The 26,614-nt window shown below is 68.8% G+C and carries 16 protein-coding genes and 1 pseudogene; 7 read left to right on the forward strand and 10 right to left on the reverse strand.

The window, feature by feature from the left end:
- Positions 1 to 60 precede the first annotated feature (60 nt).
- On the reverse strand, positions 61 to 6,918 hold the full coding sequence (locus tag FH610_RS10740; protein ID WP_161627972.1) for a DNRLRE domain-containing protein: 6,858 nt from the start codon (positions 6,916 to 6,918) through the stop codon (positions 61 to 63).
- A 517-nt stretch (positions 6,919 to 7,435) separates the two neighbouring features.
- Here FH610_RS10740 and FH610_RS45145 point away from each other — a divergent pair.
- On the forward strand, positions 7,436 to 7,885 hold the full coding sequence (locus FH610_RS45145) for a transposase (protein WP_161627973.1): 450 nt from the start codon (positions 7,436 to 7,438) through the stop codon (positions 7,883 to 7,885).
- A gap of 326 nt (positions 7,886 to 8,211) precedes the next feature.
- Here FH610_RS45145 and FH610_RS10750 read toward each other — a convergent pair whose 3' ends face one another.
- From FH610_RS10750 to FH610_RS10760, 3 genes are all read right to left on the reverse strand, one after another.
- Positions 8,212 to 9,888 (reverse strand): SGNH/GDSL hydrolase family protein, encoded by a 1,677-nt coding sequence (locus FH610_RS10750; protein ID WP_139574183.1) that lies wholly within the window; start codon positions 9,886 to 9,888, stop codon positions 8,212 to 8,214.
- Between the two features lie 105 nt (positions 9,889 to 9,993).
- A complete protein-coding gene (locus FH610_RS10755; RefSeq protein WP_139574184.1) occupies positions 9,994 to 12,858 on the reverse strand; it encodes a helix-turn-helix transcriptional regulator in 2,865 nt (954 codons plus the stop codon).
- Positions 12,859 to 12,961: 103 nt separating this feature from the next.
- On the reverse strand, positions 12,962 to 13,273 hold the full coding sequence (locus FH610_RS10760) for a site-specific DNA-methyltransferase (RefSeq protein WP_167538707.1): 312 nt from the start codon (positions 13,271 to 13,273) through the stop codon (positions 12,962 to 12,964).
- Between the two features lie 222 nt (positions 13,274 to 13,495).
- Between FH610_RS10760 and FH610_RS10765 the strand changes: the two are divergent.
- Positions 13,496 to 13,696 (forward strand): annotated as a pseudogene (locus FH610_RS10765) (transposase); the annotation flags it as partial.
- A gap of 269 nt (positions 13,697 to 13,965) precedes the next feature.
- Positions 13,966 to 14,751, forward strand: coding sequence for a DUF1963 domain-containing protein (locus FH610_RS10770; protein ID WP_139574186.1), 786 nt, complete (start codon positions 13,966 to 13,968; stop codon positions 14,749 to 14,751).
- Between the two features lie 197 nt (positions 14,752 to 14,948).
- On the opposite strand, the gene FH610_RS10775 is transcribed toward FH610_RS10770, so the two are convergent.
- Both FH610_RS10775 and FH610_RS10780 read right to left on the reverse strand, forming a co-directional pair.
- The gene (locus tag FH610_RS10775) at positions 14,949 to 15,698 is read right to left on the reverse strand and encodes an SDR family oxidoreductase (RefSeq protein WP_139574187.1); all 750 of its coding nucleotides are present in this window, start codon (positions 15,696 to 15,698) and stop codon (positions 14,949 to 14,951) included.
- Positions 15,699 to 16,025: 327 nt separating this feature from the next.
- Positions 16,026 to 16,775: an SDR family NAD(P)-dependent oxidoreductase gene (locus FH610_RS10780; RefSeq protein ID WP_139574188.1), complete on the reverse strand. Its 750-nt coding sequence runs from the start codon at positions 16,773 to 16,775 to the stop codon at positions 16,026 to 16,028.
- Positions 16,776 to 16,902: 127 nt separating this feature from the next.
- On the opposite strand from FH610_RS10780, the gene FH610_RS10785 reads away from it, so the two are divergent.
- Positions 16,903 to 17,502, forward strand: coding sequence for a TetR/AcrR family transcriptional regulator (locus tag FH610_RS10785; protein WP_139574189.1), 600 nt, complete (start codon positions 16,903 to 16,905; stop codon positions 17,500 to 17,502).
- 273 nt (positions 17,503 to 17,775) lie between these two features.
- Here the strand turns inward: FH610_RS10785 and FH610_RS10790 are convergent, their stop codons facing one another.
- The 4 genes from FH610_RS10790 to FH610_RS10805 all read right to left on the reverse strand — a co-directional run bounded on the left by FH610_RS10790 (position 17,776) and on the right by FH610_RS10805 (position 20,270).
- Positions 17,776 to 17,985, reverse strand: a complete 210-nt coding sequence (locus FH610_RS10790; RefSeq protein WP_139574190.1) for a hypothetical protein — start codon at positions 17,983 to 17,985, stop codon at positions 17,776 to 17,778.
- A 111-nt stretch (positions 17,986 to 18,096) separates the two neighbouring features.
- Positions 18,097 to 18,276 carry a hypothetical protein gene (locus tag FH610_RS10795; protein WP_139574191.1) on the reverse strand — a complete coding sequence of 60 codons (180 nt, stop codon included), beginning with the start codon at positions 18,274 to 18,276 and terminating at the stop codon, positions 18,097 to 18,099.
- A gap of 75 nt (positions 18,277 to 18,351) precedes the next feature.
- Entirely contained in the window at positions 18,352 to 19,074 is a 723-nt protein-coding gene (gene prfH / locus FH610_RS10800; RefSeq protein ID WP_139574192.1) for a peptide chain release factor H, read from the reverse strand.
- Positions 19,071 to 20,270, reverse strand: a complete 1,200-nt coding sequence (locus FH610_RS10805; protein WP_205825689.1) for an RNA ligase RtcB family protein — start codon at positions 20,268 to 20,270, stop codon at positions 19,071 to 19,073. The genes prfH and FH610_RS10805 overlap by 4 nt, the downstream gene beginning before the upstream one ends.
- 1,209 nt (positions 20,271 to 21,479) lie before the next feature.
- Between FH610_RS10805 and FH610_RS10810 the strand changes: the two genes are divergently transcribed.
- The 3 genes from FH610_RS10810 (at position 21,480) to FH610_RS10825 (ending at position 26,516) form a co-directional block, all read left to right on the forward strand.
- Positions 21,480 to 22,364, forward strand: a complete 885-nt coding sequence (locus FH610_RS10810) for a pentapeptide repeat-containing protein (RefSeq protein WP_161627976.1) — start codon at positions 21,480 to 21,482, stop codon at positions 22,362 to 22,364.
- Positions 22,365 to 22,976: 612 nt separating this feature from the next.
- Positions 22,977 to 23,294 (forward strand): hypothetical protein, encoded by a 318-nt coding sequence (locus FH610_RS10815; RefSeq protein WP_139574194.1) that lies wholly within the window; start codon positions 22,977 to 22,979, stop codon positions 23,292 to 23,294.
- A 444-nt stretch (positions 23,295 to 23,738) separates the two neighbouring features.
- Positions 23,739 to 26,516, forward strand: a complete 2,778-nt coding sequence (locus FH610_RS10825; RefSeq protein ID WP_139574196.1) for a helix-turn-helix transcriptional regulator — start codon at positions 23,739 to 23,741, stop codon at positions 26,514 to 26,516.
- Positions 26,517 to 26,614 lie beyond the last annotated feature (98 nt).

Here is a 26,614-nt window from a genome sequence, read left to right on the forward strand (position 1 = left end):
ACCTTCTCAGCGACAGGGGGTGGAGGCGATCCCGCGATCGCCTCCACCCCGCAGACTCGACTAGCTTACGACCTTGACCCAGAACTTCTCCCCGGGCACGACCCGGTAATCGGAATAGAACCTGTTGAGAGCTCTTCCGTGGATGATGTTGTCATCCTTGGAAACCGCCCGAATGGAGTAGTTGCCGTCCTGCCGGCCGGCACCTTCCTTGGTCGAGGCGAACGGATACTCATCGCAATTGAGCCATCCTGCCTTCGGGACCCCGTAATACCAGCTCCTCGTCACCGCGTACTGGTCATAGAAGTAGTATTTGCAGTAGTTCACCCCTGCGAGCTCCCGAGGCGGCACCACGAAGTCGTCGGGAACGTTCGGCCAGCGTTTCACGTCGGTAGTGCCCGCGTCCGTGGTGAACCGGAGTCCGGAGAACTGCCTCCGGTTGATTGTTGCGTCGGTCGTGTTCACCTTGGTCAGTGGCTTGCTGGTGACATCCGCCCAGTTCCCGGGGATCACCTTGTTCACCGGAAGCGCGATAGTGGTCTTCGCGGGCGGCAGCTCGGGCTTGGTCCAGTCATGGCCCGGCCGCTTCGGTGGGGCGGTGTCCGCGTTGTTCCGCTGCTTGAGCGCCTTCTCGATGTGATTGATGACCTCGACGAAATCCGAGTTCTTGCTCTTGGACATCACGAACACTCGAGGGACCGAAGGGATGATGCAGCCTCCGATGCGGGTGGGGATTTTCGGCCCGCCGAGCTTCTGCCAGTCACACTGGACCTCGGGCACCAGCTCTGTGTACGGAGCACCGTCCCAGTCGCTGACTGGAATCCCCGAGCCGTGCCGGAGAATCTTCTCCTGTTCGAGCATGAAGCGGGAGTCGACGAGTTTCCGGTTCCAGAGCGGAATGGCCAGGCCCGTGCCCACATCCTCACCGGGAATGAAGGCGACGACGCCGACCTCGCACCGGTGGGCACGGTTCTTGTCGATACCGTCCGGCCATCCGAACATGAATTCAGCGTCGGGGGCGGCATGCCATGCGGAGACGTCCCGCTCCTTTCTCGATCCGCTCTGATAGCGGCAATCGCCCAACCCATGGCCGGGGTGGGATGCGATCTCGATCCCGCTCAGGTCACCCGACGGCACCTTCACGTCGCCGTCGCCGTCGACGATCGCGAACTGGTCGAAGCGGGTGAACACCTTGAATGATTGGGCGAAGAGCTGACCCTCGGAGAACTCTTTTCCTCCCGTGCCACCGAGGTAGGTGTGCATGACCCAGGTTGCGCGGAACCGGAACGCGTCGTCGTCCTCGACCTCGACCTGTTGCCCGTTCTTCTTCTTCGCCTTCTTGAGCAACGACCGCTTCGCGGCCCTCACCATCCCGCCTGTGAACGGATTCTCGGCGAACTCCAGGACGTAGAGGTAGGACGACCAGCAGTAGTTGTAGGTGGATTCATGAATTCTGGACTGGCCGAAGGCGTACTCCCCCTTCATCCAGGTCACGTAGGTGTCCGCTGTGTCCCCGTCGTAGTTGTCGTCCAGGGCCAGGCAGTCCTCCAGGTCGACCCGCCTGTAGAAGCTGCCGTCATCCGCGGCGGCGGTGGAAGAGGCGCTCGTCGTGATGCCGGACGACGTACGGGCCGGGCTCACCTTGCCGGACGGCGCTGCCGGAGCCGCGGCCGCCTGGGCCTGCGTGAACAGATCGGCGACTCCGGCCGCCGACAGCGGACGCTGATAGGCCACGGTCTCGTCCATGCTCCCTGCCATCGCCGCGCCGATCCGCAGCGGGGCCTGGGCGTCCCAGACGGGGAAGGACAACTGGGCGGTTCCGGCCTGGGTCCCGTTCAGATACAAGGTGGCCGTCCGTGTGGCCGCGTCATACGTGCCCGCCACGTGGAACCACTCATCGATCGGCGGCTCGACCCCCGACAGGACGCCCTCGACCGTCGCGTCGGTGGCGTCGGCGCTGGTGAAGGTGAAGACCAGACCGTGCTCGGCGGTGTTGCCGAGCCGGAAGGGCGCCTGGTGAGTGCCCTTCTGCTCCAGGACGGTGTAGCCGCCGTCCTTGTCGCTCCAGCGCAGCCAGGCGGCGGCGGTGAAGCTCTGGTCGGTGCGGATCACCGGTCCGGTGGTCTGGGCCAAAGGCTCCTCGCCCGGCTGGACGACGTCCACGGTGACCTGCTGCCAATCCGACCAGGCCGAGGCCGCGCCGCCGGCGACCGCACGCAGGCGCCAGCGGATCTTCCATCCGTCGGTCAGCGTGTCCGCCGGGACGGCGATGCTCGCCTGGGTGCCGGAGGCGACGCCGTCCACGGCGCCTGCCCAGATCTGGCCGCTGCCCTGACCGGTCGCGGCCGGATCGTGTTCGATCTCGGCTTCGGCGCGCAGGGCCTGGCCGCTCGGGTGGGTGAGGGTGGCCTGCAGCGTGGGGGTGACCGTGGTGGTCACCGTCACGCCGTCCACCACCGTGGCTGGGGTGATGGTCAGGCCGGTGGCGGTGGGTTTGGGCAGGCCGACGGTGAAGGATTGCCAGTCCGACCAGGCCGAGGCGGCGGTGGCCGAGACAGCGCGCGCCCGCCAGCGCACCTTCCACCCGTCGGCCAGCGTTCCGGCCGGAACGGCGATGCTCGCCTGGGTGCCGGCTGGGACGTTGTCGGCGGCGCCGGCCCAGATCTGGCCGCTGCCCTGACCGGAGGGTGCGGTGGGGTCGTGCTCGACTTCGGCTTCGGCGCGCAGCGGTTTACCGGCGGGGTCGCTTATCTGGGCCAGCAGGGCCGGGGTGAGGGTGGGGGTGACGGTGGTGCCGTCCACCTGCTGGGACGGGGTGACCTGCAGCGCGCTCACGGCGGGTTCGGAGACCGGGTCGGGCACATCCACGGTCAGGTTCTGCCAGTCCGACCATGGTGAGCCGATCGTGGTGGCGGTGTTGACCGCCCGGGCTCGCCAGCGCACCTTCCACCCGTCGGCCAGCTTCCCGTCGGGCACGGTCACCGACGCCTGAGTGCCGGAGGTGACGTTGTCTAGGCCGCCGGTCCAGATCTGGCCGGTGCCCTGCCCTTCGGGGGCGGCCGGGTCGTGCTCGACCTCGAACTCGGCACGCAGCGGTTGTGCGGCCGGGTCGGTGACGGTGGTGCGCAGGGCCGGGGTCAGGCTGGTGGCCACGGTGCCGCCGTCCACCACCTGGGAGGGGGTGACCTGGAAGGCGGCGACCGTGGGGTTGGGCACGTCGATCGCCGCGCTCTGCCAGTCCGACCAGGCCGACGTGGTCGACGCACCCGCGTTGACCGCCCGGGCCCGCCAGCGGACCTTCCACCCGTCGGCCAGTTTCCCGGCCGGGACGCTGACCGTGGCCTGGCCGCCCGAGGCGACGGCCGCCGAACTGCCCGCCCAGATCTGGCCGGCGCCCTGGGAGGTGGCGGCTGGGTCGTGCTCGATCTCGAACGCGCCGGTCAGATCGCCGCCGGCGGTGTCGCTGACGATGGCGGCCAACTGCGGTGTGAGCGAGGTGGCCACCACGCCGCCGTCCACGCTCTGGGCGGGGGTGATTGTCAGGGCGCCGACCGCCGGCGCCGAGGCGGGCCCGCTGGTGGTGATGGTCAGCTTGGGCGGCAGGGTGAAGTCGGTGTCTTCGGAGGAGGTGAACACCCGGTAGTTGTCGACGTCCGCCTCACCGGGCGACTTGAGCACCAGACCGTGGTTGGCGGCTCCGGCGGCCCAGTCCTGGACGATGCCGGTGACGTTCCAATCCATGCTGTCCGGATAGACGGGGCAGTCGGAGGTGACGCCCTTGAAGTTGGTGGAGGCGTCCTCGGTGGTGAAGGCGGGCTTGTTCGCCCAGTAGATGTTGTCCGGGTTCCACGCGCCGGTCAGGCGGGCGACCTGGATACCTCGGGCGAGCGCGGCGCCGCAGCTGTAGCTGTCGATGGTGTTCATCGACAGCGTGGCGCCGGTCACCGTGCTGCCCTGCAGGCCCGTAGTGTCGAACCGCAGGTGCACCCGCGACTTGATGAACCCGCTCATGGTGCCGGCCATGACGTAGGGGGTGTCCGGGAAAGCGGGTGAATCGGCCGTGTCGAAGGTGGTGACTTCCATGTCGGAGGCGAGGGGCAGCGTGACCGCCGACGCCACGCGCACCGGATAGGCGGTGTCGGTGTCCGCCAGGAACGCCTGGTCGGGCTTGAGCACCAGCTCCGCACGGCCGTTTTTGGTGACCACGTCCGCGTTGGCCTTGCCTCGCTTGGCCGGTAGGCCTCTGGCGCTGCCATCCGACACCATCGGCCGGGTTCCCGCGACGACCAGCTTCTTGTCCTTGCCCTTCAGCAGCAGTCGGCCGCCCTTGCCCTCGGACAGGGTCAGGCCCTCGTCTTCGACGCCGATCCGCAACTCCAGCGGCTTCGACGGCCGCTGCCGCAGCACCACCTCATGCCGGAACCCGGTCGGCAACACCGTCACCACCAGGTCGGCCCCGGCACCGGCGGCGTCGGTGTAGGTGGCCACACTCCCCTTGACGGTTGGCTTCGGCAACGGAGTCGGCCAGCGCAGCGCGTACGACTTGCCGTCGGCCGTCATCTGCACGAACGGATCCGTACCACCGGCGGAGAGCTCCACGACCGCGCCCTCAGCCAAAGCCTTGGGCCGCAGTGTGCCACCCTGCTCGGCCAAAGTGGTGTCGACCGGCACCCAGCCGCTGGCCTGCCTGGTCCGCACCGGACCGGTAGTCACCTCGGTCTTGAACGTCTTCCCGTCGGGCTGGGCATACGTGATGCTGGTCGCGGTCGTCTCGTCCGCGACCTCGACGGCCTTGCCCTGCTTGACCGCCGTTGCAGAGGCGGCGGTGCGTGCCTGCGACGGCACGTTGGAGATCGCGTTCCCGCTCTTTCCGGCGATCCACTCCGCCGTGTCGTTCAGGCTCGCGGCGTGATCATTGCCGGACGAGTCGGCAGCCGTACGGCCGTCCCCCTCGTCGAACGTCCAACGGCCGGCTGCCTCGTCGACCGTCCGGAAGGACCACGAGTATGGCTCCATCGTGTTATCCCAGGAGTCCGCCGCCAAGGCGACCTCCGCCGAGTACGTGGTCCCCGGCGCCAGCGGCTGGGCCGGAGTGAACGTCACGACCTTGTCGTCGTCGTTGTAGGCCAGCGAACCCGGAACATCCGTGTTGTCGGCGGCCCGCACGGTGACTTCCACGCCACCAACCGGCTCGGTGAACGTCACCCGCACCACCGCGTCGAGCGGGACCTCGGTCGCGCCGGCAGCGGGCTCGTGGGTCAGGACCCGCGGGGCCAGGACGTCCTCGCCGTCGCTGTCGCCGGTGTCGTCCGGCTCCGGAGCGTTCGGGTCCTCCGGGGTGAGCTTGTCGGTGCCGACCGTGTCCGCCATCCCGTTATGGTTGGCGAGCGTGCCGTCGACTGCCTCGTCGGGTACGTCGATCGTCGCGAACTCCTCCACCGTCGTCCCCGCACGGGTCGACATCGCGACCGCCTCGTCGTAGTCGGAGGGCACGGTGTCCAAGGGCTCCGGTACAGCGATGACGACCGTCTCCTGGCGCGGAGGCGCCGGCGGCTCGAAGTCCACACTGAGCCTGGGCGCGTGCGCCGGGTACGGGTAGGTGGACTCCCGGGTGCGGTAGCGCCGCCAGTTCGTGGTGTCGGACTCGTTGCCCGCGGTGAGCTGGATGCCGTAGTTCGGCTCGCCGTTCGCCCATGCCTGCACGATTCCGTTGACCGAGTGGATGAGGTCCCACTCGTAGGCGTACGCCCCGCTGCAGTTGGCGCTGTTGTAGGCGCCGAACTCGGTGTTCGCGCCCACGCTGGTGACCGACGGCTGATTGGACCACGTGAGGTTCAGCTCGTCCCAGTCGGAGGTGACGCGCCGGGCGGTGACGCCCGACCCGACACTGAGACCACAGTCGCTGGACAGGTGGTTCCACAGCGTCAGGTCCGCGTTCTCGATCGTCGAGCCCCAGAACGGGTCGCCGTCCGCGGGCAGCGGAAACTGAATGTAGCTGCGCCAGCGCACACTGCCGCTGTTGGACTTGCCGACCAGGATCCGGTCGAGGTTGAAGTTGGACCAGCTGTCGGGGTAGTCCGCGTTGTTGACGAAGGTGTCCATCGGCTCGCCGTCGTACGGCGCGCTCACCCCGTCCGGGCAGTATGTGCTGGAGGGTGTGTCGATTTCACACTCATACCAGTCGTCATCGACGGCGGCCATGGTCACCGGGTATGCCGTCGCGGGATCGGCCAGGAAGGCCGGGTCCGGACTGTACACCAGATCCGAACCGTCCAGGGTGACGGCCGCTCTGCCGACCTTGGCGGCATCCAGGTCACCGCTGGGGTCCGCGGCGACCGCGTCCAGCAGCGGCGCCGGCCGGATGTCGAGGAACGGCTTGCCGTCCTTGCCCTTCAGCGTGGGCTGGCCCTTGTCGCCCTTACCGAACGAGAGCCCCTTGGGCAGATCCACCGGAATGCGGAAGGTCACCGGTTCGTTCGGCCGTTCCCGGATGACGAGCTGCTGCCGGAACCCGGTCGGTGTGGCGGTGACGACCAGGTCGATGCCCTTGCCGTACGCCGACGGGTACGTCGCGGTGTTGCCCTTGAGGTTCGGTTTGGGCAGCTTGCGGGATCCACCGACGCGTGCGGCGGTTTTCGCGTCCTTGCTCTTGATCGCCGTCGTGTCACCACCGGCCGACAGTGTCAGGTCACCCGTGGTCGCTTTGGGCTTGATGACGCCGTCCGCTTCGACCAGGGTGGTGTCGATCGGGGTGAAGCCGTCGCCGTCGGCGTTCTTGACCCGGACCGGCTCCAGGTTCAGCTCCATCCGGAGCGTCTTGCCGTCGGGGTTGGCGTACAGCGTGACCGTCTCGGAGTTGCGGTCCGGGATCTCCACCCTCTTGCCGGACTTGTGGGCCTTGGCCTTGGCCTCTTCGATCACCCGGTCGACGGCACGCCTGCTATCCCTGACCTCCGAGGCTTCGGAACTCTGAGGCGCGGCCGGTAGTGGCGCTTCTGCCCGGGACGGGATGGCGGCCAGTCCGACGACCATGTTCGTGGCGACGAACAGGACCGCGGTTCGTAGCAATGGGATACCGCGACGTTTCGGACATGGCCGTCTGGGCAGCTCAGCCAATTGAGCAGCTTCCGGGGGTGACGGTGTCACGCACACTCCACTTCCAGCGAATTGAAAAAAGCACAATTAGGGAAATTCAGCCGGACGATAGAAACGCGCGTCAAGATCAACCGGGTGTGATCATCTGCTGAAGCGGCAGGACGACAGGAGAAAAGGAAAAGGCCCGTTCAAGAGGGTGATCGACCCTCCCGGGACCACCCTCATGAGGTGCATGGTCACTACCGCCTGTTAGTTTTCCCAGGCATGTTTGAAAAGGTCATCGGCTTCCCGGAGACGACGGCACGATCTTCTCCTTGGTCCGATTTGTCGCCATAATGTGCGTGTGCCCCCTCGCCGTTACCCCTCCGACCTCACCGATGCGCAGTGGGAACAGGTCCAACCCTTGCTGCCGGCACCCAGCATGGACGGGCGCCCGGAGAAGCATCCCCGCCGTGAGATCGTGAATGCGATCCTGTACCTGGTGCGATCAGGCTGTCCCTGGCGATACCTGCCCACGGACCTGCCGCCCTGGCAGACGGTCTATTGGCACTTCCAGCGATGGGAGCAGGCAGGGGTCATCGCCACACTGCTGTCCGAACTAGGCATCAGGGCCCGTCCGCAGACTCTCCTTGATGCCGGCGATGCCGGCACCATACGCGGTGACGTCGCCAAGAAGAACGGCCGGAAGCGCCTCATCCCCGACATAACCCGGCCATTGGTTGCCCTCTCGGTGATGGCCGCCAGTTTCCGGGAGCGTGATTATGTCGAGCAGGCCATGTTTTGGATGTCCTGACAAGGTTGGACGGCTTCCGGTCCCCACCCGATCGCCACACAGCGAAACCGCCAGCACACTCATTGCCGATCTCAAACACCGTCCACCGCCAGTGAGGGTGACGCCGGAAGTGATCCGCATCACATTTTGCGCCGTCACTGCGGCTGCTGAACTGATTGCCAGGTGAGCTTGTTCCGCTTCGACGGACACCGTTGGTGTGGTGGTCAGGCCGCGCGATTTTCTTCGTAGCCGGCTGTGCCGCATCGAGGACGCGGCCGCCGACGTGCCGGCCGCCACCCCGACGGAACCGGTCGGGGCGGCGGCGCGTGGCTGTGATGAGGCGGCGGTTACTCGAAGATCAGTCCCACGCCCGGGACGCACTTGGGCTTCTTGGGAGCCCAAAGGAGGCCGTCGATGACCGTCGGAGTCTGCAGCGGTCCGCCTTGAACCCGCACCCCCGTGTAGAACTCATAGCGGACCGGCCGGAAGATGTCGCACGGGTCCTTGGGAATGTAGTCGGCCGGGATCCAGGTCGACCCGCCGCCACCGCCACCGCCGCCGGGTGAACCTGTGTCAGGGCCGCCCGGAACCGGCTCGCCGGGGAACGGGAGGACTCTGCTGGGGTCGAACCAGAGGTCGGTCGACAGGACGATGCCGGTCGGGGTGATGGCGCGGCACACGCTGTCGATGTCGGTCTCCTCACAGAGCTGCGAGGAGTTGGTGTACGCCCACTGCCCGACCGCCTGGATCTCATCCGGCGTCGCGCCGGCCAACGGCTGCGGGTTGATGGTCAGGTGGTCGAAGTTCGGCCCCTGCGGGAAGAGGGCCGGCATCTTGGCCGCCAGGAAGGTCGCGAGCGCCTTGCCGATGGCCACCGCACCGAGCTCGTTCGGGTGGAAGCTCTCCTGGAACGACTGGAAGATCTTGCCGCTAAAGAGCACATCCGGGCGGCGCACGAGGCCCTGGAAGTACGAGTCGGGCTGGCCGAGCTCATGTCCCGCGACCACGCTGGTGCCGTTCGGCCCGGCCGTGTTCGGGTCGAAAATGTGGACCTTGGTGTTCGGATAGCTGGCCTGGAACTGCGCCACCCCGTCCCGGATGGCCTGGTTCACCTTGGCCGCGAAGGGATACATCAAGTCCATGGTGTGGCCGGTGATCTCCTCGATGCCGGTGTTGCCCGACGCCTTGACCCCCAGCGGGTAGAGCGCCACGACGATCTCCGCCACCGGGTTGGTCTCCCGGACACTCTCCAGTCCCTGGGCGACCTTGTTCGGCAGGGGGTCGATTCGCGACTGCAGCCGGCCCACCTCCAGGGCGACCGACTGCTCCTGGTCGGTCTGCCAGAGGAACACTCCGAAGCGGCCGGAGGCCGGGTTCAGGTACGCCTCGGCCGCGGTGCTGACCAGGTCGGCGAAACCGGCGTCGTTGCCGCCGAGCCCGAAGTAGGCGATCTTGGCCATGGTCGGGACGTCCTGGGCCTGTGGCGGATTACGGACGACCGTTCCGCCCTTCTTCTCCATCTGCGCCTCGTCCAGGTGTTTGATCCATGCGCCGGACGAAGCATGGAAGAAGAGCCGGTCGCGTCCGATGAACGCCTCCATCGTCTCCGACCTGAGGGTCAGCCTGCGTAGCGGGTTGCGGCCCATTTCCAGGGCCGCCCAGGCCACGTAGAAGGGGGCCAGACCGGACCTGTGGGTCCAGTCCTCGCTACCGTCGGCCTTCGGCACGTACGCGTGGTTGTGGCTCGCACCCTCACCGCTGGTGTAGCTGTCGCCGTAGACGACCGCGTCGTACGGATCCGGTCCCAGGTCGACACAGGTCGGCGGGCACGGTAGCGGGACCGGTAGCGGCGGGCGCGTCGGGAACGGAGCGCCGGACGGCAGCGGCGAGAACGTCGGTAACGAGAACGGAGATCGACTCGGCAGCGGTATCGGATCGGCGCTGGCCACAGTGGCCGGCAGGAGCAGCCCCAGGGCGGCGAACAACGTCGTCAGTACGACGTATGCCCGGGTACGTCTTGGCACACGGGAGGGTGACATGCGAACCTCTCTCGGTGATCGCGTGGCTTGCCGCAGCAGCATGCTCCACGGCGGCCGTCGCTAGCATCGGGCGGTTCCCTACCGCACCCCCTACATCGATCCGGCGTCCGGGCCGGCGGCTGCCCGGTCGTCCCCGGCCCGCGCGTCCGCGGCCAGGTGCTGGGTGAGCGTGACGCGCGACTGGACACCGAGCTTGGCGAAAATGCGCGAGAGGTGAGCCTCCACCGTCTTGGGGCTCAGGTACAGCCGCTCCGCGATCTGCTGGTTGGTCAGCCCGTCCACCGCGAGGTCGGCGATCTGCCGTTCCCGGGTGGTGAGCGCGGAGAGCGGACCGGCCGGTTGGCGCCGTCCCCGGGGCGCTCGGGCGGCCAGCCGGCGTTCGTCGCGGGTCAACGCGGCGGAAAGCCAGGCCGCCCCGGTGGCGGCGTACAGGGATTTGGCCCGGCCTATCTCGTTGCGGACCTTCGCGACCGAACCCAGAGCGGCATACAGTTCGGCGGCGAGTTGCCGCGTGAGCCCCTCCTCGACCGGCGCGCCGGCGGCGGCGAAATGGTCGGCGCCCCGTGCCGCGTGAACGGCCGCTTCCTTCGATCTCCCGGAGAGCATGAGCACCTTCGCCTGCGCTCGATGCGCAGACCCCAGCTGATGAGCCAGACCCGACTTCATCGCCCGGGAAAGGGCCTGTTCGGCGAGCGGGCCGGCCTCGGACTGGGCACCGGCAACGGCTGTGATCACCGCCTGGAGGGCCAGGCAGCACGTCGTGGTCGGCTCGTCGCCCGGGTCCTCCCAGGTCAGCATGGCGAGAGCGCGGTCCGGTTGCCCGGCCTCGGCGTAGACCAGCGCGAGGTCGAGCTGCGCCAGCCCGGACCACCAGCCGGACCGGGGCCGGGTCCCGGAGATCCGTTCGGCCAGCTCCAGGGCGGCCCGCGGCCCGTCCCGCCACAACAGCGGACGCAGCAACAGGATGCTGGACATGGCCAGGGTCTCCCGGCTGTGGATCAGCCGGGACGACTCGCGGGCCTCCTCGGCGGCGGTCATCGCCTCGGACAGCCGTCCCTGCCGCTCGTTCAGCGCGGACAAGGCGATGAGCAGGTACGGCACGCTGTGGCTACGCCCGGCACGGTAGGCGATGTCCAGCCCGCGGCGCAGATGTCGCGAGGCGTCGTCGTAACGTCGCAGGTGGATCTCGACCCAGGCCAGCGGTGCGATCAACTCAAGGTGCGGTGCGAGTACGTCGTCGGTCATGGCGTCCGTCAGCCACGCCGCCCGGTCGGTCTCGCGTCGGCTCTGTGCCACGTGGCCGTCGCGCAGGCTGGCCAGCGCGTGGATGGTGCGGGCGGCTGATTCCAGCGCCTCGTCGTCCGCGTCCCTCAGGGACCGGATCGCGTCGGCGGCCACGAGCCGGGCCTTTCCCGGCTCCCGCCCCATCAACTCGACCGCGGCCAGCCCGACCTGGGCCAGGCTGGTCGACCGGTCCCGTACGTGCGGCCGGGTCAGCTCGGTGGTGAGAAGTGCTCTCGCCTCGTCGTAGTCGCCGAGCAGGCGATAGATCATCGAGGAGAAGCTCACCGCCGCGATCCGCAGCGGCCCCGGCGCCCGCATCACCTCCTGCAGGATCTGCCGGCTGGCTGCCAGATCGCCGGTCACGCCCAGTGCGCGGCCCAGTGCCCATTGCAGTTGGACTCGCCACAACGCCCGGTCCGCCTCATCCGGCAGCAACCGGATCGCTGTCCGCAACAGCCGGACGGCGGTGGACGGAGCGGCGTCCAGTGCCGCCGAGGCCGCCGCCTCCAACGTTCGCACCGCCTGCACGTCGCCGTGCTGCGCCGATCGTGCGATGTGGTGGGCCAGCAGTTGCAGCGGGCCGCCGTTGCCACGCAGATACTCCGCCGCCCGTTCGTGTGCGCGCGAGCGCCAGGCCGCGCCGGACATCCAGTACGCCGCCGCCCGGGCCAGGGGGTGACGGAACCGGAACGTGGCGTCGGCCTCGACCACCAGGCCCACGCCGATCAGGTAGTCGATGGCGCGATCGAGGGCGGCCTCTGGCAGTTGGGTGATGGACGCGAGGAGGTCCAGCGAAATCGGTTCTCCGGCCACCGCCGCCGCACAGGCCACCTGCCGGACATCCGGCGTCAGGGCGGTCAGCTCGGTGCTGAGTACGTCGAGCAGTGCCCGTTCGGGTGCGCCGGTTGCCGTGCCACCGGCCTCCGCGAGGGCGGTCAGCGTCTCCACGCCGGCGTCGGCGAGCACCTGAAGGTAGAGCGGGTTTCCTTGGGTGGTGCGATACAGCAGTCGTCGCCGGCCGCGGTCCGCCTCCGGCAACAGCGCCGCCACGTCGGTCTCGCTCAGCGGGGCGAGACCGATGTGGACGGCGGCCTCGCCGAGTTCGGCCATGGCCCGGGCGATGCCCGCGGGCACCTGGGCCGCGCGGTACGCGGTGGCGAGCAGCAACGGCGCCCGCGGCGGGCGGCGCAGCAGGTACTCGGTCAGCTCCATAGACGGCTGATCCGCCCAGTGCAGGTCGTCGAGCACGATGGCGACCGGGCCGACGGCCCCCTGGTCTTCGATGAGCCGGCGCGCGCGTTGGAAGAGCCGGTAGCGTCCGAGCCCCGCGCGCCGGGCCTCGGACGGGCCTGTGGCGTCCAGCAGTAACTCGGTCAGCGCACCCTGCGCGTCCCGGCTCGGATCACCCGGCTGGGGTTCGAACGCCGCGATGAAGACCCCGAACGGTACGTCACGTTCGAACTCGGTCGCTTGACCGTGATGGACGGCGAAGCCACTGGCCCGGGCCAGCTCGGCCAGCTCGGCGAGTAAACGGGTCTTCCCCATCCCCGGGTCGCCACGAACCGCCACGGCCCGTAGCGCTCCGTCCGCCGCGCCCGACACGGCCCTCGCGAGGAGGCTGAGCTCAGAGTCACGACCGATCAGCCTGCCGTATGTCGGTCCGTTGGCCATCTCGCCCTGCCCGAGTCCGGTGAGTGAAGACAGCAGACACCCAGCCTATTGGGATGATCGTCAGTTGGGAATACGTCGCTGTTTCCGGCACATCAGACAGATCTCAGGCCAGTGGCACCATGTCGTTGCCGAGCAGGTTCTTGGGCGGCACCCTGCGACGGGAGTGAGGCCATACGACCGGCTGCCGCTGGTCATGGTCGACGCCGCGGGCGTAGCCGTCGCCGAGGTTCGGCCAGCAGGTACCGTCGTCAGCCGGCACCCGCCGGGCCTCCGCGAACGCGGCGCGGAGGTTCTCCACGGACTCGACGGGCGTCGGCTCCTGTCCGCACTCCTCGGGGCAGTGGTCGCGCAGCCCGTAGTAGGGCGGGCTGGTCACCAGGCAGTCCACGGACCGGTCGGGCATCTCGAAGAGCACCGCACGAGCGTCGCCGAGGGGTGGCGTGGTCGTCTCGCCAGTACGGAACCCTCATCACGCCTCCCGAGCTACGGCATCGGGCGCGGCGTCGGCACCAAGGGGTTCGACTGCTCAGGGCTCGCCGAATACGCCTGGAGCAAGGCGGGGGTCAGCATCGGCGGCCACACCTCGGTCCAATGGACCTCCGGCGTCCATGTACCGCGGCCAACGCCAACGGCCAGAAAGGAGATCCGCCGTCGCACCGACGTCGTGGGCATCTTCCCCGACCGCGCTGCCATCATCCGGCTCGCCGGCGCCGTACTCACCGAACAGACCGAAGCCCGCCTCTACATAGGCCTGGACGTCTTGGCCAAAGCACGCCTTCGCGTGATCTGCGGCGACGCACCGAACCAGGAACGACTCCCCGGCGCCCTCACCGCTTAACCTGCACAAACGGATCACGCGGTGGCAGGCTCTATACACCACCTCCGCGGACGTGACCGCTTCCAGACCAACCATGTCAGCCGCCGCTGCAACAGGGGATCGGAATGCCCACCTCTCTGAGCTCCGAATGTGCCTCCCCGCCGCACTCCATCTGAAAGCTCAGCTCGTCACGATCTGCCCCTGCCAGCCTTGATGCATCTGGGTGATGACGTCGAACACACACGACGCGATGGCCCACATGAACCGAATGACGCCCATAAGGTCGTCCCATGACCGACACGGAAACCGTTGACGAGACCCCGGCGGCGAGGGCTGCCCGCTTCCGCGTGGAGGCCGCCGCACGTGGGATTCCGGCCGCCGAGGTGGAGGCGTACATACGCACCGCCCGCCCGGCGGTCTACCTCGCAGAGGATGGCCCCGGCCCGGTGGTGGCGATGACCGGCGGGAACCCGCCGCTGCCGGAGGGCGCCCCCGCGCCGACGGCGGCGTTCGTCGCAGCCGTCGACTGCGCGGCCCTGCCGCCCGGGGCGACGGATCTGCCGCTGCCCACCGAGGGGCGGCTGTTGTTCTTCGCCGACCCCGATCCGGGCAGCGGGGCGGTGGTCGCTGACGCCGTGCGGTACATACCGGCCGGGACGCCGTCGGCAGAGCGACCGGTCGACCCGGACGGCGGTCCGGACACCTACCGCCGGGCGCGGCTGGACTTCTGCTTCCACCAGTGGTCGTGGCCCTGGCGCGAGGAGGACGACGACGAGGAGTCGCAGCGGGCCGCCGAGCTGGAGTCCGCCTGGTCGCACGTGGTCGGCTGGCGCCCTCACTGGCGCTTCCAGCTTGGCGGTGAACCTGTCCTCTTCAACTGGGACCCGGTCGCGATGGCCCGGGACGAAGCGCCGCTGCCGGTCGCGGACGGCGACGACTGGACGCTGTTGGCTACCTGGCGCGGTGAAGACGACTGCGAGGAGCTGGAGGCGGGCCTCTTCCACTGGGTGATTCGCCGCGCCGACCTGGCCGCTCTCTGCTTCGACCGGCTGTACGTGTACGTCGACGCCTTCTGACCGCCGAGGCATCCGACCCCTAGCCTCGCGCTTTCCGGGATGGGGCGTCCAAGGGCTGATCAGAGAAGCGAGGAGCGCCGGTCGACGGCGACCCCGGCGCAGCCGCAGCGACACGCGAAGACCTCACCGCAACCAGGCGGGACAAACAGGGCAAACCAACAAGCCGATCCGCGATCAGGACTGCTGACGCATTGAGATCAGTAGGCGAGTTCTCCGATGCCGCCGTCTACGCGCAGGACGGTGCCGGCGGTGTAGGCGGACTCGTCAGAGGCCAGGTAGACAGCTGCCTTCGCCAGCTCGGTGGCGGTGCCGATGCGATGCAGGGGCACGGTCCGCCGGAGTTCGTCGTAGATGGCCGCCTGTCGCTCGGGGCCAAGCGACTTGAACGTGTCCGTGAAGGTCGGCCCCGGGCTCAGCCCGTTGACCCGGATGCCCCGGTCCTTCAGCTCATAGGTCAGCCCGCGGGAAAAGGACAGTAGGCCTGCCTTGGCGGCACCGTAGACTGCCGCGTTCTCGTGCCCGATGAAAGCGGAGACAGAGCCGACGAGGATGACCGAGGCTTGCCGTGAAAAGAGCGGCAGCAAGGCCTTGATCAGGAAAAACGGCCCCTTGAGATTGGTGGCCACGAGCCTGTCGAATGCCTCCTCGGTCCATTCCTCGATCGGGAGGTGGGTGACGTCGGCGGCGTTGCTCATCACGATGTCGAGCTGCGGCCACTCCTCCTGCAGTCGCGCCGCGAGTGCCGCTTGGCCGGCCGCGTCGCCGGCGTCGCTGAGGATGGGCAGCAGCGGGCCGTCCAGCTGCCGGGCGGCCTCATCCAGCCGTTCCCGCGAGCGGCCGGTGATCGCGACAGCCGCCCCCTCGGCGAGGAACTCGCGGGCGGTCTCAAGCCCGATGCCGCTCGTCCCGCCCGTGATCAGTGCGTGCTTTCCCTCAAGACGACCCATTGAACTCAGTCTCCTCACTCGCGCCATGGCGCGTGGTTCTGGTAACGGTGGTTCTGGCAACGATGGCGGGCCATCCCCGCCATCACGGGACACCCGCCGGAGGCCGGCTTCCTCACTGCGGACGGGGCCCTGGCCGGCGGACTTCACGTCTATGCGGATGCGGACCGGGACACGTTTCGTGGTCTTCCAGGCCCCGTCCCCGGAGGGCATAAGTGTCGTGGTGGTGGCCGGGTCCATGTGCGGCCCCGACAGGCCTGGCGTGGAAATACGGATGATCGGAGAACGCCCAGACCGCCTCCGCCGTGTCGGTAGCCGGCGCGTCCGGGGTTAGATGGCGGTCCGGCCTCCGTCGGCGGCCACGACGGCACCGGTTACGTAGCTTGCCTGGTCGCTGGCGATAAAGGCGATTACCTGGGCGACCTCGGCCGGGTCGGCGGTGCGCTTCAGCGCGGTCGTCAGTCCCATGCCGCCGAGGTCCGGTCCCATGGCCGCCACCACCTTGGAGGTGGTCATCGGGCCGGGCGACACGGCGTTGACGCGCACGTTCGACCCGGCGAACTCGGCCGCCCAGGTGCGGGTCAGGGACTCGATCGCTGCCTTGGTGGCACCGTAGACCGCCATCAGCGGCATGCCCAGGCCGGCCGCGGTGGAGCTGACGTTGACGATGCTGCCGCCCCCGCTGGCGGCCATCTTCGGTGCGAGCTGGGCGGTAAGGATGAACGGCGCGCGCACGTTGACCGCGAAGGCGGCGTCGTAGTCGGCGATGTCCTGGTCGGCGGTCGCGCTGAACGGGACGACGCCCGCGTTGTTGACGAGGATGTCCACCGCCCCAGCGTCCTCGGCCAGCCGCTGCACGGCCTGCGGGTCGGCCAGGTCGGCGGGAATGAAGCGCACGGTGCCGGCGGAGCCGGCCACGCTCCCCCGCACGTCGTCCACGACCTGGGCGCCGCGGTGCGGGTCGGTGCCGGTGATGATCACATCAGCCCCTCCGGCGGCGAGGATTCGCGCTGTCGCGTGCCCGAGCCCGCCGATGGCGCCCGATCCGGTGATCAGCGCCGTCTTTCCCTCGAAGTCCATGTGGTCCTGCCTCTCGTCCGTTGGCGCGCTCGCGCGCCGCCGACTTCTGTGTGATCGTTCAAGAAGTCGCTCGACCATCACCGTACGGACTTTTGTGCGTACAGTCAAAAAGTCGTAAGCTGGGGATATGGCACGGACAGGACGCCCCCGCGCATTCGACAAAGGCCAGGCCCTGGAGCGCGCGCTCCTCCTGTTCTGGTCCCGAGGCTATGAAGCGACCTCCGTTCAGGACCTCGTCGACGCGCTGGCCCTGGAGCGAGGCAGCCTGTACGGCGCTTTCGGCGACAAGCGGCAGTTCTACCTAGCGGCGGTCCAGTTGTACTGGGACACCTACGAGCGCCAGCTCGTCACGGCGCTGGAGGCCGGGCCGGTGCTGCCGGCGCTGCGTGAGGTGCTCGCCAACCCGGCCCGGGCGCAGGAGTATGCCTCCGACGTCGGCGTTCCGCAGGGGTGCATGATCGGCAACACCACCGCCGAACTTGTTCCGCAGGATGCCGAGGCCGGCGAGATCGTAGCCCGCTCGCACGCCCGCTTCACTCAGATCGTCGCCGACGCCCTGCGGCGCGCGCAGGCCAGCGGCGAGGTCACCCAGGCCGCCACCCCCGAGGCCCAGGCGCAGCTACTGCTGTTCACCGTCCAGGGCCTTTCCCTGGTCTCCCGCGCAGGACTCGACACGGCCGCCGCGCTTGCCGCCGTCGATGCCCTGATCGACGCCCTTCGCGCTTAAAGAGCATCTTGTCCAGGAGAGGTATTTCGATCCCTGATCCGATGGTGTCGTGGGGGCGGACGCGCGGTGAACATCTCCGGATCACCGAGGATCGGCTCTCCATTGGGGCGCCGGGCGTAGGGGACGCGGCCGCAGTCGACGCCGTCGTCCCTGTCGCAGCTCATCCAGGTGATGCTTCCTGCTCGCCTTCGCGCAGGGGATGGTTCGAGAGACCGCTCGCATGGCCACGGTGCTCGGCGGGATGAACACCCACACCTGCGGTACGGCGAGCACCTACCGCATCGCGCCGATCTCGTGGGCCTTGGCGGCGGCTCGTGTTTCAAAGGCGGCGGCCGTCGCATCGTCGCGCAGATCGTCATAGTCGCTGAGCGCGGGCCTGCGGTCCCCGTTCAGGACGACGATGGCGGGACAGTCGCGGGCGACGATGCTCTTCTCCAACCGAGAGACGACGTCGTCGAGCAGGGCCGCCGTCTTGTCGTTCATTTCGCCCTCCCGACCAGTCGCCATCTCTGATCCTGCCGATGAGGTCTCGCTGAGATGCGCAACACCTCGTAAGGCCCGCACGAGAGTCGGCGGGCCGTACGAGGTGAGCGGTCAGGCGGCGGGGGACGGGACGCGGCGGTCGAGCACTTTCTCCAGCATCCGGGTCGTCTCGCGGTCGAGGTCGTCGACGCCGCCGGTGACCGTTCGACGCGCATTGCGCTCCGCGCGACACGCGCCGCGGACGCTCTGCTCGTGGTGCACGTAGGTGGTGACGGCCTGCATGACACCCAAGCCCGAGCCGGCCCAGGGCGAGAACATACAGCGGGCAAGCGGTGCAGCCGGACGGCGGCACTGCCCGCTCTTGCCCTAGCGATCCTCATGTTGTCGGATGAGACTCTCCTCCCGCGGTGGGCGTGGTCGGGTGGACTGCCGCTGTCGTCGGCGCGTCCGCTTCTGCGGGGCCAGGTCCTGCTTCGACGGTTCCGGACGTTCGATGCGGGTGGGGTTGCCGCGTACGAGGTCATCGTGGATGCGCCAGCGGGCGCTGCTGGCGGCGCGCTCTGCCGCCTCGTCGCCGTGCTGGATGGCCTGTCGCAGCAGCCGCATGGCTATGCGGCGGTTGAGGCTGAACTGCCGCTCGGTGTCTACCACGACGACGGTCCCCGTGGGGCGGTGGGTGGCCCGTACCGCCGTGCTGGCCTTGTTGCGATGTTGACCGCCGGGGCCGCCGGTGCGGCAGGCGACGACGTCGACGTCTGCTTCCGCGAACGTCGTGCTCGGGGTGTCGACCTGGCATGGTTGGGCGATGACGTACCAGTTCTTCCGGCCGGTGTCGGCCCGATATGGGCTGGGGGCCTGCCAGCACAGAGTTCCGGTCCACGAGGCGGCGAATGCCTCGGCGCCGTCTCCTGCGATCCGGATGAGGACCGATCGGTAGGTGCGGGCCCGGTCACCGGGGACAGTCTGGGCCCGATGGGTCTCCAGGTTCTGCCGGGTGGCGTCGGCTTCCAGCCGGTGCAGCAGCTGGGCCAACGCCCAGGCACACTCCTGCGGGCCACGCCCGGCCGACAGGAGCAGGTGAACGCTCACGACCGGCCTCGTTTGCGGCGGTGGTCCCGGTGGTCCACTTGAGGTGTGGACCCGAGGTCGGGCGTCTTGTAGGTGACCAGAGGGATGGTGGTGGCCACAGGCGTGGCCAGGTCATGGTCGACGAGGTCGGCGATGACTTGCTCGATGCGCTTGTACGCCGTTGGTGCCTCCTCGAAGAGGAGCTGGCGGTCGCCGCACACCACCAGCGACCCCATCGGTGTGCGGCGCAGCTCTTCGACCGTGTGCTTGGCCCGCCCCCGGCGCAGAGCGTCCGCACGGGACATCTTGCGGCCCGCGCCGTGCGCCACGGAATGGTTGGCGTCCGGCCGGGCGTGGCCGACCACCAGGTAGGAAGGGGTGCCTCGCGTACCGGCGATCAGCACGTCGCGGCCGTCGCCCGGCGCCGCCCCCTTGCGGTGCAGGTAGACCTCGTCGCGGACCTCGACCAGGTTGTGGCACTGGTCGAGGATCGGCTCGGTGGGCTCGGTCCCCAGCGCGTGGGCGACCCGGGCGGCCAGCAGCCGCCGGTTGAGTGATCCCCAGCGTACGGCGTCGTCGTGCATCGCCAGGTAGGCGCCGGGATCAGGGGCGGGGCCCGCGCCGTGGACCGCGGTGTGGGCTCGCAGGATCCGTTCGCCCAGCCCGCGGGAACCACTGTGGACGATGAGGACCAGGTCGCCGGCGGCGAGTCCGAGACGGCTCGCGTGGCCCGGCTCGAAGACGGTCCCGATGCGCGCCAGCTCGACGAAGTGGTTGCCTCGGCCGACCGTCCCGAGGCCCTCGACGTAACCGGCGGGAATATCGCCCTTCACAACGGCCCAGGCCGGGTCGTCGGCATTCTGCTCAGGATGCAGCGCGCGATCGAGATCGGGGAACCGGGCGGCGAGCTTCTCGGGTACGGCGCGCTTGAGCTTGACGGGGAACACGGCGATACCGCAACCGATGTCGGAGCCCACCAGGAACGGATACAGCCTGGTCGACGCCATGGCGGCCCCGATGGGAGCGCCCTTGCCGGGGTGCAGATCCGGCATGGCGGCGACATGCATCATGCCGTCGAGGGCGGCCACCTGGTGGCACTGCGCAACGGCATCGGACTCGATCCAACTGGTGGGGGAGGCGAACACGGCGACGGTGGCCGACCCCGCGGCCGGGATGGACGGCGGCAGAAACTCCTGCCGGGAGTGTTGCTGAGACAAAGACGCTCTCTTCGCTGAACAGGTTATGGACGGGCGGCATTACAGCGCGAGTCGGCGCCGTGGCATCTCGAAGTAGCGGGGTGCTGTCCGTTAGAGCATCATGGACACAACGTTTCCTGAGCCCGCCGGGCGAGGCAAGCGATTTTCGGCCGTACGGGCGTGCACGCTTGCACGCACCCCTCACTCAACGACGTGAGGGGTGCGCTGTGGTCGACACGCTGAGGCCATGGCGGATGAGTGCACTGTCATTGAGCACCCAGCAGATTCCGGATTGTCAGCTGGATAAGCCACGTACTACCGGCGACTGCATCCTCCTGGTCACCCCGTCCATCAAGTTGGCCACGGGCGCGGGCCACGACAAGGCTACCGTCCACTATTACAAGGCCTGCTACGTCTCGAAATGGTCTTCACGGCGTCCGCCTTTACCTTGTAGATCATTAGTCTCATCACTGCAGCCTGACGGTTTGAACATTTGGCGAGACAGTGGCTTCGAGGCCCGGCACCGGGCGACAGCCTGCGGCAACGGGAGACAGCGGGGTGTCGACAACTGACGGCTCGTCCGAGCAACAAACGAGCAACGAAAAACAGAAAAGCCGTGATCATTCTCACGTGATCACGGCTCCGACCTGCTAGAACAGTGTCGGGACGGCGGGATTTGAACCCACGACCCCTTGACCCCCAGGACGCTGGAGTACGCGTTCTTGCAGCTCGGCGGCGTTCAGATGGGAATGGATGACGTCTGGTGACGTGTCAGACGTTCAGCCGTATGCATGACGTGTGGTCCCCAGATGGTCCCCACCTTATTCAGCCCGCGGTACCCAGTCATTGAGATCGGCTACCCCGCACCACCCAGAGTCGAAAACCGTACAGTGGCGCTCCTGGCCATGTAACTGCGCTCGCGAGACAGTGGAACCCCCGCTCCCATTGTCGATCCCTCAGGTGCCCATGAGCCGCTTCGAAGATCACATACCTCGTCTCCCCGGCCACCCTGTGCGAACAGACAAGATCGCACGGGGACTCGCCCCATGGCGATATTGGATATCCGCGCCTCTCGTCTTCACTGCGCTCTTAGGACTCATCACACTGGTCTGCGCCCTGTTCCTTCCCCGGTATGTCCTCGCATGGGACCTGGGCACCGCCAAGCCACCGGACGACTACGCCGCCGCAGTGAACGGCATCCGAATCGCCCTGCTCCAAGGAGTCGGTGGATTGGTACTGCTGATCGGCGCCTATCTGACCTGGCGTCAACTACAGCTCAGCCGTCACGGGCAGGCCACCGAGTCCTTTGCCGCTGCTATCACCCACCTGGGCGATCCGAACCTGGACGTCCGCCTCGGCGGTATCTACGCTCTCGAACGCATCTCCCGCTCCTCCTCAGCTGATCGCCGGTCCATCTCGGAAATCCTGTCCTCGTTCGTCGGCAACCGCAGCCGCGATCCTCAACGAGGTGCCGGGCACGCGCGGCAGGCCAGCAGACCGCCTGGCAACGACGTCAACCTTTCGCTCCGCGCCCCCGACATCCACGCAGCGCTGACTGTGCTCGGCCGCCGGGCCCCGATCCGAGGTCAGGTGCTCTTTCTCGACCGCCTGGTCCTTCCCAAGGCCAACCTCGCCTCCGTTCGGCTCCGGGACGCGGATCTCCACTTCAGCGACCTGACGGAGGCTTCCCTCATCGGAGCCGATCTGACCCGAGCGGATCTCACCGGAGTAAGACTGACTAGGACGAACCTCATTGACGCCGTTCTCTACCAGTCCGACTTACGCGACGCCGTCCTGACCGGGGTCATCGCGGAGGGCGTTGACCTCCGCGGAACAGATCTGACCAGGGCCGACCTGCGGAATGCCAACTTACGCGGCGCTCGCATGGACTACACCGACCTTCGCGAGGCCACGCTCACCGGCGCCGACCTTACAGGCGCCTCGCTGAAACGAGTGGTCTTCGACGAGAAGACCAAATGGCCCGAGGGCTTCGACACCTCACGTATCAAGCCAACGCACCAACGGAATCTCCCGCCCATCAGTCCCCGCACCTACGATGAATTCTCCGTCCCAAAGCTAGCCGCCAAGAAAGGCCAGCCATCCGAGTCCACGTGATCTGCCGATGATCACGCCACCTGCCACCCCGCGCGGGGATGCTCGACGAGTTCACCATCACACTCGGCGGCGCATCGGCGATGCCGGCCCGATGTGCCCCCTCCCCTCAGCACTGACTAGCCGCTGCACTTGACCACGCCCGCCGTCGAGGAACCTCCAGCCGAACAGACCACCGCGACGGCCGTACCCATGCCGGCGCCCGCCCCGGAGACTGCGTCCACCCCTGCCCCCGTCCAGGCAGACCCGCCGCTGCAGGAGCGCCCACCGCTCCCAGAGGAACGTCCCGCTGTCACAGCTCCGGCGCAAGAGCTTGGCGATGCGGGTCCCGAGCATGATGAGGACTACGAACAGGAGAAGCCCGAGCCCGAGCGGGAAGAGGCGGAAAGGCCTCGTACCCGCCCGGTGTCTCGCGGTGCCGTCTCCCGCATGCCGTCGGCGCGCGCCATTCTGGAGTTGCCGCGGGTGCCCGCGTCCGTGTCTTCGGGAGTGACTCTCGGGCAGGCGGGTCGTGCGGTTGCCGCGTCGTATCTCCTCGCTTCCGAGGGGGACGAGCGGTGGGCTAAGTTCTCCATCCGTCTCCCGGAGGACCTGCACCGGCGGTCGGTGCGGGCGATGAACCGACTCCGCAAGATGCTGAGAAGGCGGGGGCTCGGCACGAACCACGTGTGGAACTCCGCCCTGGCGGTGATGACGCCGGCGGACCTTGATGTATGCGTCGAGTGGGCACGGGCCCGCCGGCAGGCCAGCGATGGCATCGAGGCGCCGTCCCGATCGACGACCGTGCACCCTGCGGTGAAGGAAGCGATGACCGACCTCGAGGGCGACCTGCGCGAGCACGCCCGGCACGGTCTCGTCCGGTACCTCATCGCGGAGATCATCAGCCGGTTCCTGGACCGGCTGGAGGCGGAACTGCCGGACGCCAACAGCTAGGCAGTGCAGGATTGACGGCTCGGCGCCGAACAAATCAAAAAGGAAGGGCGCACCGCCGGTCAGACGACCGACGGTGCCCCCTTCTGATGCGCCCCGCTACCTGCGAGAGGACGAGCAGACCGCGCACCTGGCCGAGGTCTACGGGGCGGAGGTGTCCAAGCAAACCATCTCCACCATCACCGACAAGGTGATCGAGGGCATGACCCGGCACCCCATCAGCGGGCCCGTTTCGTCGCGGTGGCCGAGGCCCCGGACATGGCGCGTGAGAGCGCCAACGGCCGGCTTGCCGGTGCTCTGTGCGCGGTGGCGCAACCACCGAGCCGACGTTGCCGCGCGCGTCCGGGTGGTGGGCATGGTGAGATAATCCCTGCTCAGGTGCGCGGCCGGTCGTTCGACTGCTCAGCGCGGCAGGACAAGGGACGCAGCGGGAGGCGGGCGGCGGTAGTGGCAGGCGTAGGCGTCGATCCGACCGGACTGGTCGGTCGAGACCGCGAGCTCGCCGAGCTCGTGACGTTCCTGGACACGGCCGGGACGGACGGAGCCGCCATCCTGCTCACCGGTGATCCGGGGGTGGGCAAGACGGCGCTCCTGGACGCGACCGCCGAGCTGGCGGTCGCGAAGGGGTTCCGGGTCGTCCGCGGCAGCGGCGTCGAGTACGAGACGGACATCAGCTTCGCGGGGCTCCACCAGCTCATCGTCTCGCTGTCGCCCGAGCTCGGTCGTCTGCCGCGTCCCATGAGAGAGGCCCTCGAAGTCGCGCTCGGTCTCGGTGCCGGCCTCGCGCCGAGCCGGATCGCCGTCCTGAACGCCGCACTGTCGCTGTTCGCCGAGGCCGCGAAGGAGCGGCCGCTGCTCCTCGTCGTCGACGATCTTCATGTCATCGACGACGCGAGCCGATCCGCGGTGGGTTTCGTCGCCAGAAGACTAGACGGTCACCGCATCGGGCTGCTCGCCTCCCGGCGAGCGGAATCCGGCGCGTCGTTCCAGCCCACCGGCCTGGCGGAGCTCCAAGTCGCGCCGCTCAACGACGCGGACGCACTGCGACTGCTGTCCCGGCGCTTCACTCACCTCCCTCGCCGGGTCCTCCGGACAGTGGCGAGAGAGGCACAGGGGAACCCCCTCGCCCTGCTCGAGTTCGCCGGATCCACCACGGTGTCCGGTGATCCCCACGGCGCAGGTGCGGGGTGGGCGAGCGGCCCGGCGCGAGACGTCCGTGCTCTGTACGCCGCCCGCGTCGAGCGACTACCGCGGCGAACGCGCGATCTGCTCCTGTTCGCGGCTCTCGAGGGCTCAGGCGACATCGGCGTTCTCGAGGCGGCCGGCGGGCCGGGTGGGCTCGACGGACTCGCTCCCGCTGAGCGCGACCACCTGGTCAAGGTCGCGGAGAACGGCCGCGTCGTGCGCTTCCGGCATCCGCTGGTCAGGTCCGCGGTGGTCGACGGCTCTACCGGCGAGCAGCGGCGCAGCGCCCACCGCCGGCTGGCCGACGCGCTGGTCGACCAGCCCGAACGCCGCGGTGATCACCTCGCGAGAGCCACGACGGCGCCCGACGAGACGGTCGCCACCGTCATCGAGTCGGCGGCCCAGAGCAGCCTGCGACGCGGCGACGCCGCCGGTGCCATCGCGAGGCTGCGGCGTGCGGCCGAGCTGAGTCCCGACCAGGCGGCCCGGAGACGCCGCCTGTCGCAGGCCGCCTACGTCGCCGCCTGGCTCGCGGGCCACCTGGAGATCTCGCACGAGATCATGCGCGAGGTGCAGGGCGACCCGGCGGCTCGGTCGCTCGCGGCGGCCGCAACCGCCGGCTTTCTCGTGCTCGTCACGGAGGGTGACGCGGACACCGCCCACGCCATCCTGATGAAGGCGATCGAACAGGCTCCGATCCCGTCCGGCCTGCCACGCGGCGAGCTGGAGACCGCGCTGTTCACCCTGACGCTCGCCAGCGAGTACTCGGGCCGGCCGGAGCACTGGCGGCCGCTGGTCGACCTGCTCGCGCGGTTCCCCGACGCGCCGCCCGCCGCCGCGGTGTCGCTGGCGCGGATCCACCACGACCCCGGCGCCGTCACCGACGATCTGCTGCGCCGCCTGGACGACGAGATCGCGCAGCTCAAGGACCAGACCGACGCCGACGTGGTCATCCGCACCGCGCTGGCCGCCTCGTACCTCGATCGCCTCCCCGGCTGTCGCGAGGCCGTGTCCCGCGTCATCGGCGACGGCCGCGACGGCGGCGTGGTCGGAGCGAGCATGCCGGGCCTGATCTTCGTCGCGCTGGACGACCTCGACGTCGGCCGGTGGCCGTCGTCGGCGGACGCCGCAGCCGAACTCATCGCGCTGTGCGAGGAGACGGCGTACGACCTGTTCGGCCAGGTGGGGCACTACGTCGCCGCGATGGTCGCGGCCCAGCGCGGCGACCTCGACGTGTGCCGTGACCACTGCGAGAAGATCTGGAGCTGGTCGGGGCCCCGGGGCCTGCGACGGATGGAGAACTGCGCCCACCAGGCGGCGGCGCGGGCGGCCCTCGGGGCCGCCGACTTCGAGACGGCCTTCCGGCACGCCACGGCGATCTGCACCGCGGGTGTGCTGCCGCCCTTCAACCCGGAGGCCGTGTGGTCCGCACCGGATCTCGTCGAGGCGGCCCTGCGCTCCGGGCGCCTCGACGAGGCGCGACGGCACGCGGACGCAATGCGCAGCGCCGGCGTCGCCCGCCTCTCGTCGCGGTTCGCGCTGAGCTCGGCCACGGTCGCGGCGATGACGTCGGCTCCCGAGGTCATGGCTCAGCGCTTCGAGGAGGCACTCGCGGTGCCGGGCATCGAGCAGTGGCCCTTCGAGGTCGGCCGTGCTCACCTGGCGTACGGCGAGAGGTTGCGCCGTCAAGGACTCAACCGCGACGCCCGCGTGCAGCTGACCGCGGCCCGCAGCCGCTTCGAGCAGCTCGGGGCCCGTTCGTGGGAGGCCCGGGCCGCGGCGGAGCTTCGAGCCACCGGGATGACGCGGACCGCCCGGAGCAAGGCCGGCGCGACCCTCACCCCGCAGGAGCTGGAGGTCGCCAGGCTCGCGGCGACAGGGCTGTCGAACCCGGAGATCGCGTCGCGGCTGTTCCTCTCGCCACGAACCGTCTCGTCACACCTGTACCGCCTGTTCCCCAAGCTGGGAATCACGTCACGTGCCGCGCTCCGCGACGCTCTCGAGGCGCTGCCCCCGGAGCCCCCGACCGCACGGCCGTAAGGTCCACCGGCCGGGTCGCGGTACTGCCACGGCCCTGACGTAAGCATCCGGCGATCACATGGCAGTCAGCTGACGGAGGCTGTCGGAGACCGCGCTGA

The organism is Microbispora catharanthi (genome assembly GCF_006334915.2).
Taxonomy (GTDB): domain Bacteria; phylum Actinomycetota; class Actinomycetes; order Streptosporangiales; family Streptosporangiaceae; genus Microbispora; species Microbispora catharanthi.

What these genes read in the sequence shown, in the direction of transcription:
- FH610_RS10815 (WP_139574194.1), top strand. Translation starts at nt 22,977, where the DNA reads ATGAACCGACTCCGCAAGATGCTGAGAAGGCGGGGGCTCGGCACGAAC.
- FH610_RS10785 (WP_139574189.1), top strand. Translation starts at nt 16,903, where the DNA reads ATGGCACGGACAGGACGCCCCCGCGCATTCGACAAAGGCCAGGCCCTG.
- FH610_RS10775 (WP_139574187.1), bottom strand. Translation starts at nt 15,698, where the DNA reads ATGGGTCGTCTTGAGGGAAAGCACGCACTGATCACGGGCGGGACGAGC.
- FH610_RS10770 (WP_139574186.1), top strand. Translation starts at nt 13,966, where the DNA reads ATGACCGACACGGAAACCGTTGACGAGACCCCGGCGGCGAGGGCTGCC.
- FH610_RS10780 (WP_139574188.1), bottom strand. Translation starts at nt 16,775, where the DNA reads ATGGACTTCGAGGGAAAGACGGCGCTGATCACCGGATCGGGCGCCATC.
- FH610_RS10755 (WP_139574184.1), bottom strand. Translation starts at nt 12,858, where the DNA reads ATGGCCAACGGACCGACATACGGCAGGCTGATCGGTCGTGACTCTGAG.
- FH610_RS10790 (WP_139574190.1), bottom strand. Translation starts at nt 17,985, where the DNA reads ATGAACGACAAGACGGCGGCCCTGCTCGACGACGTCGTCTCTCGGTTG.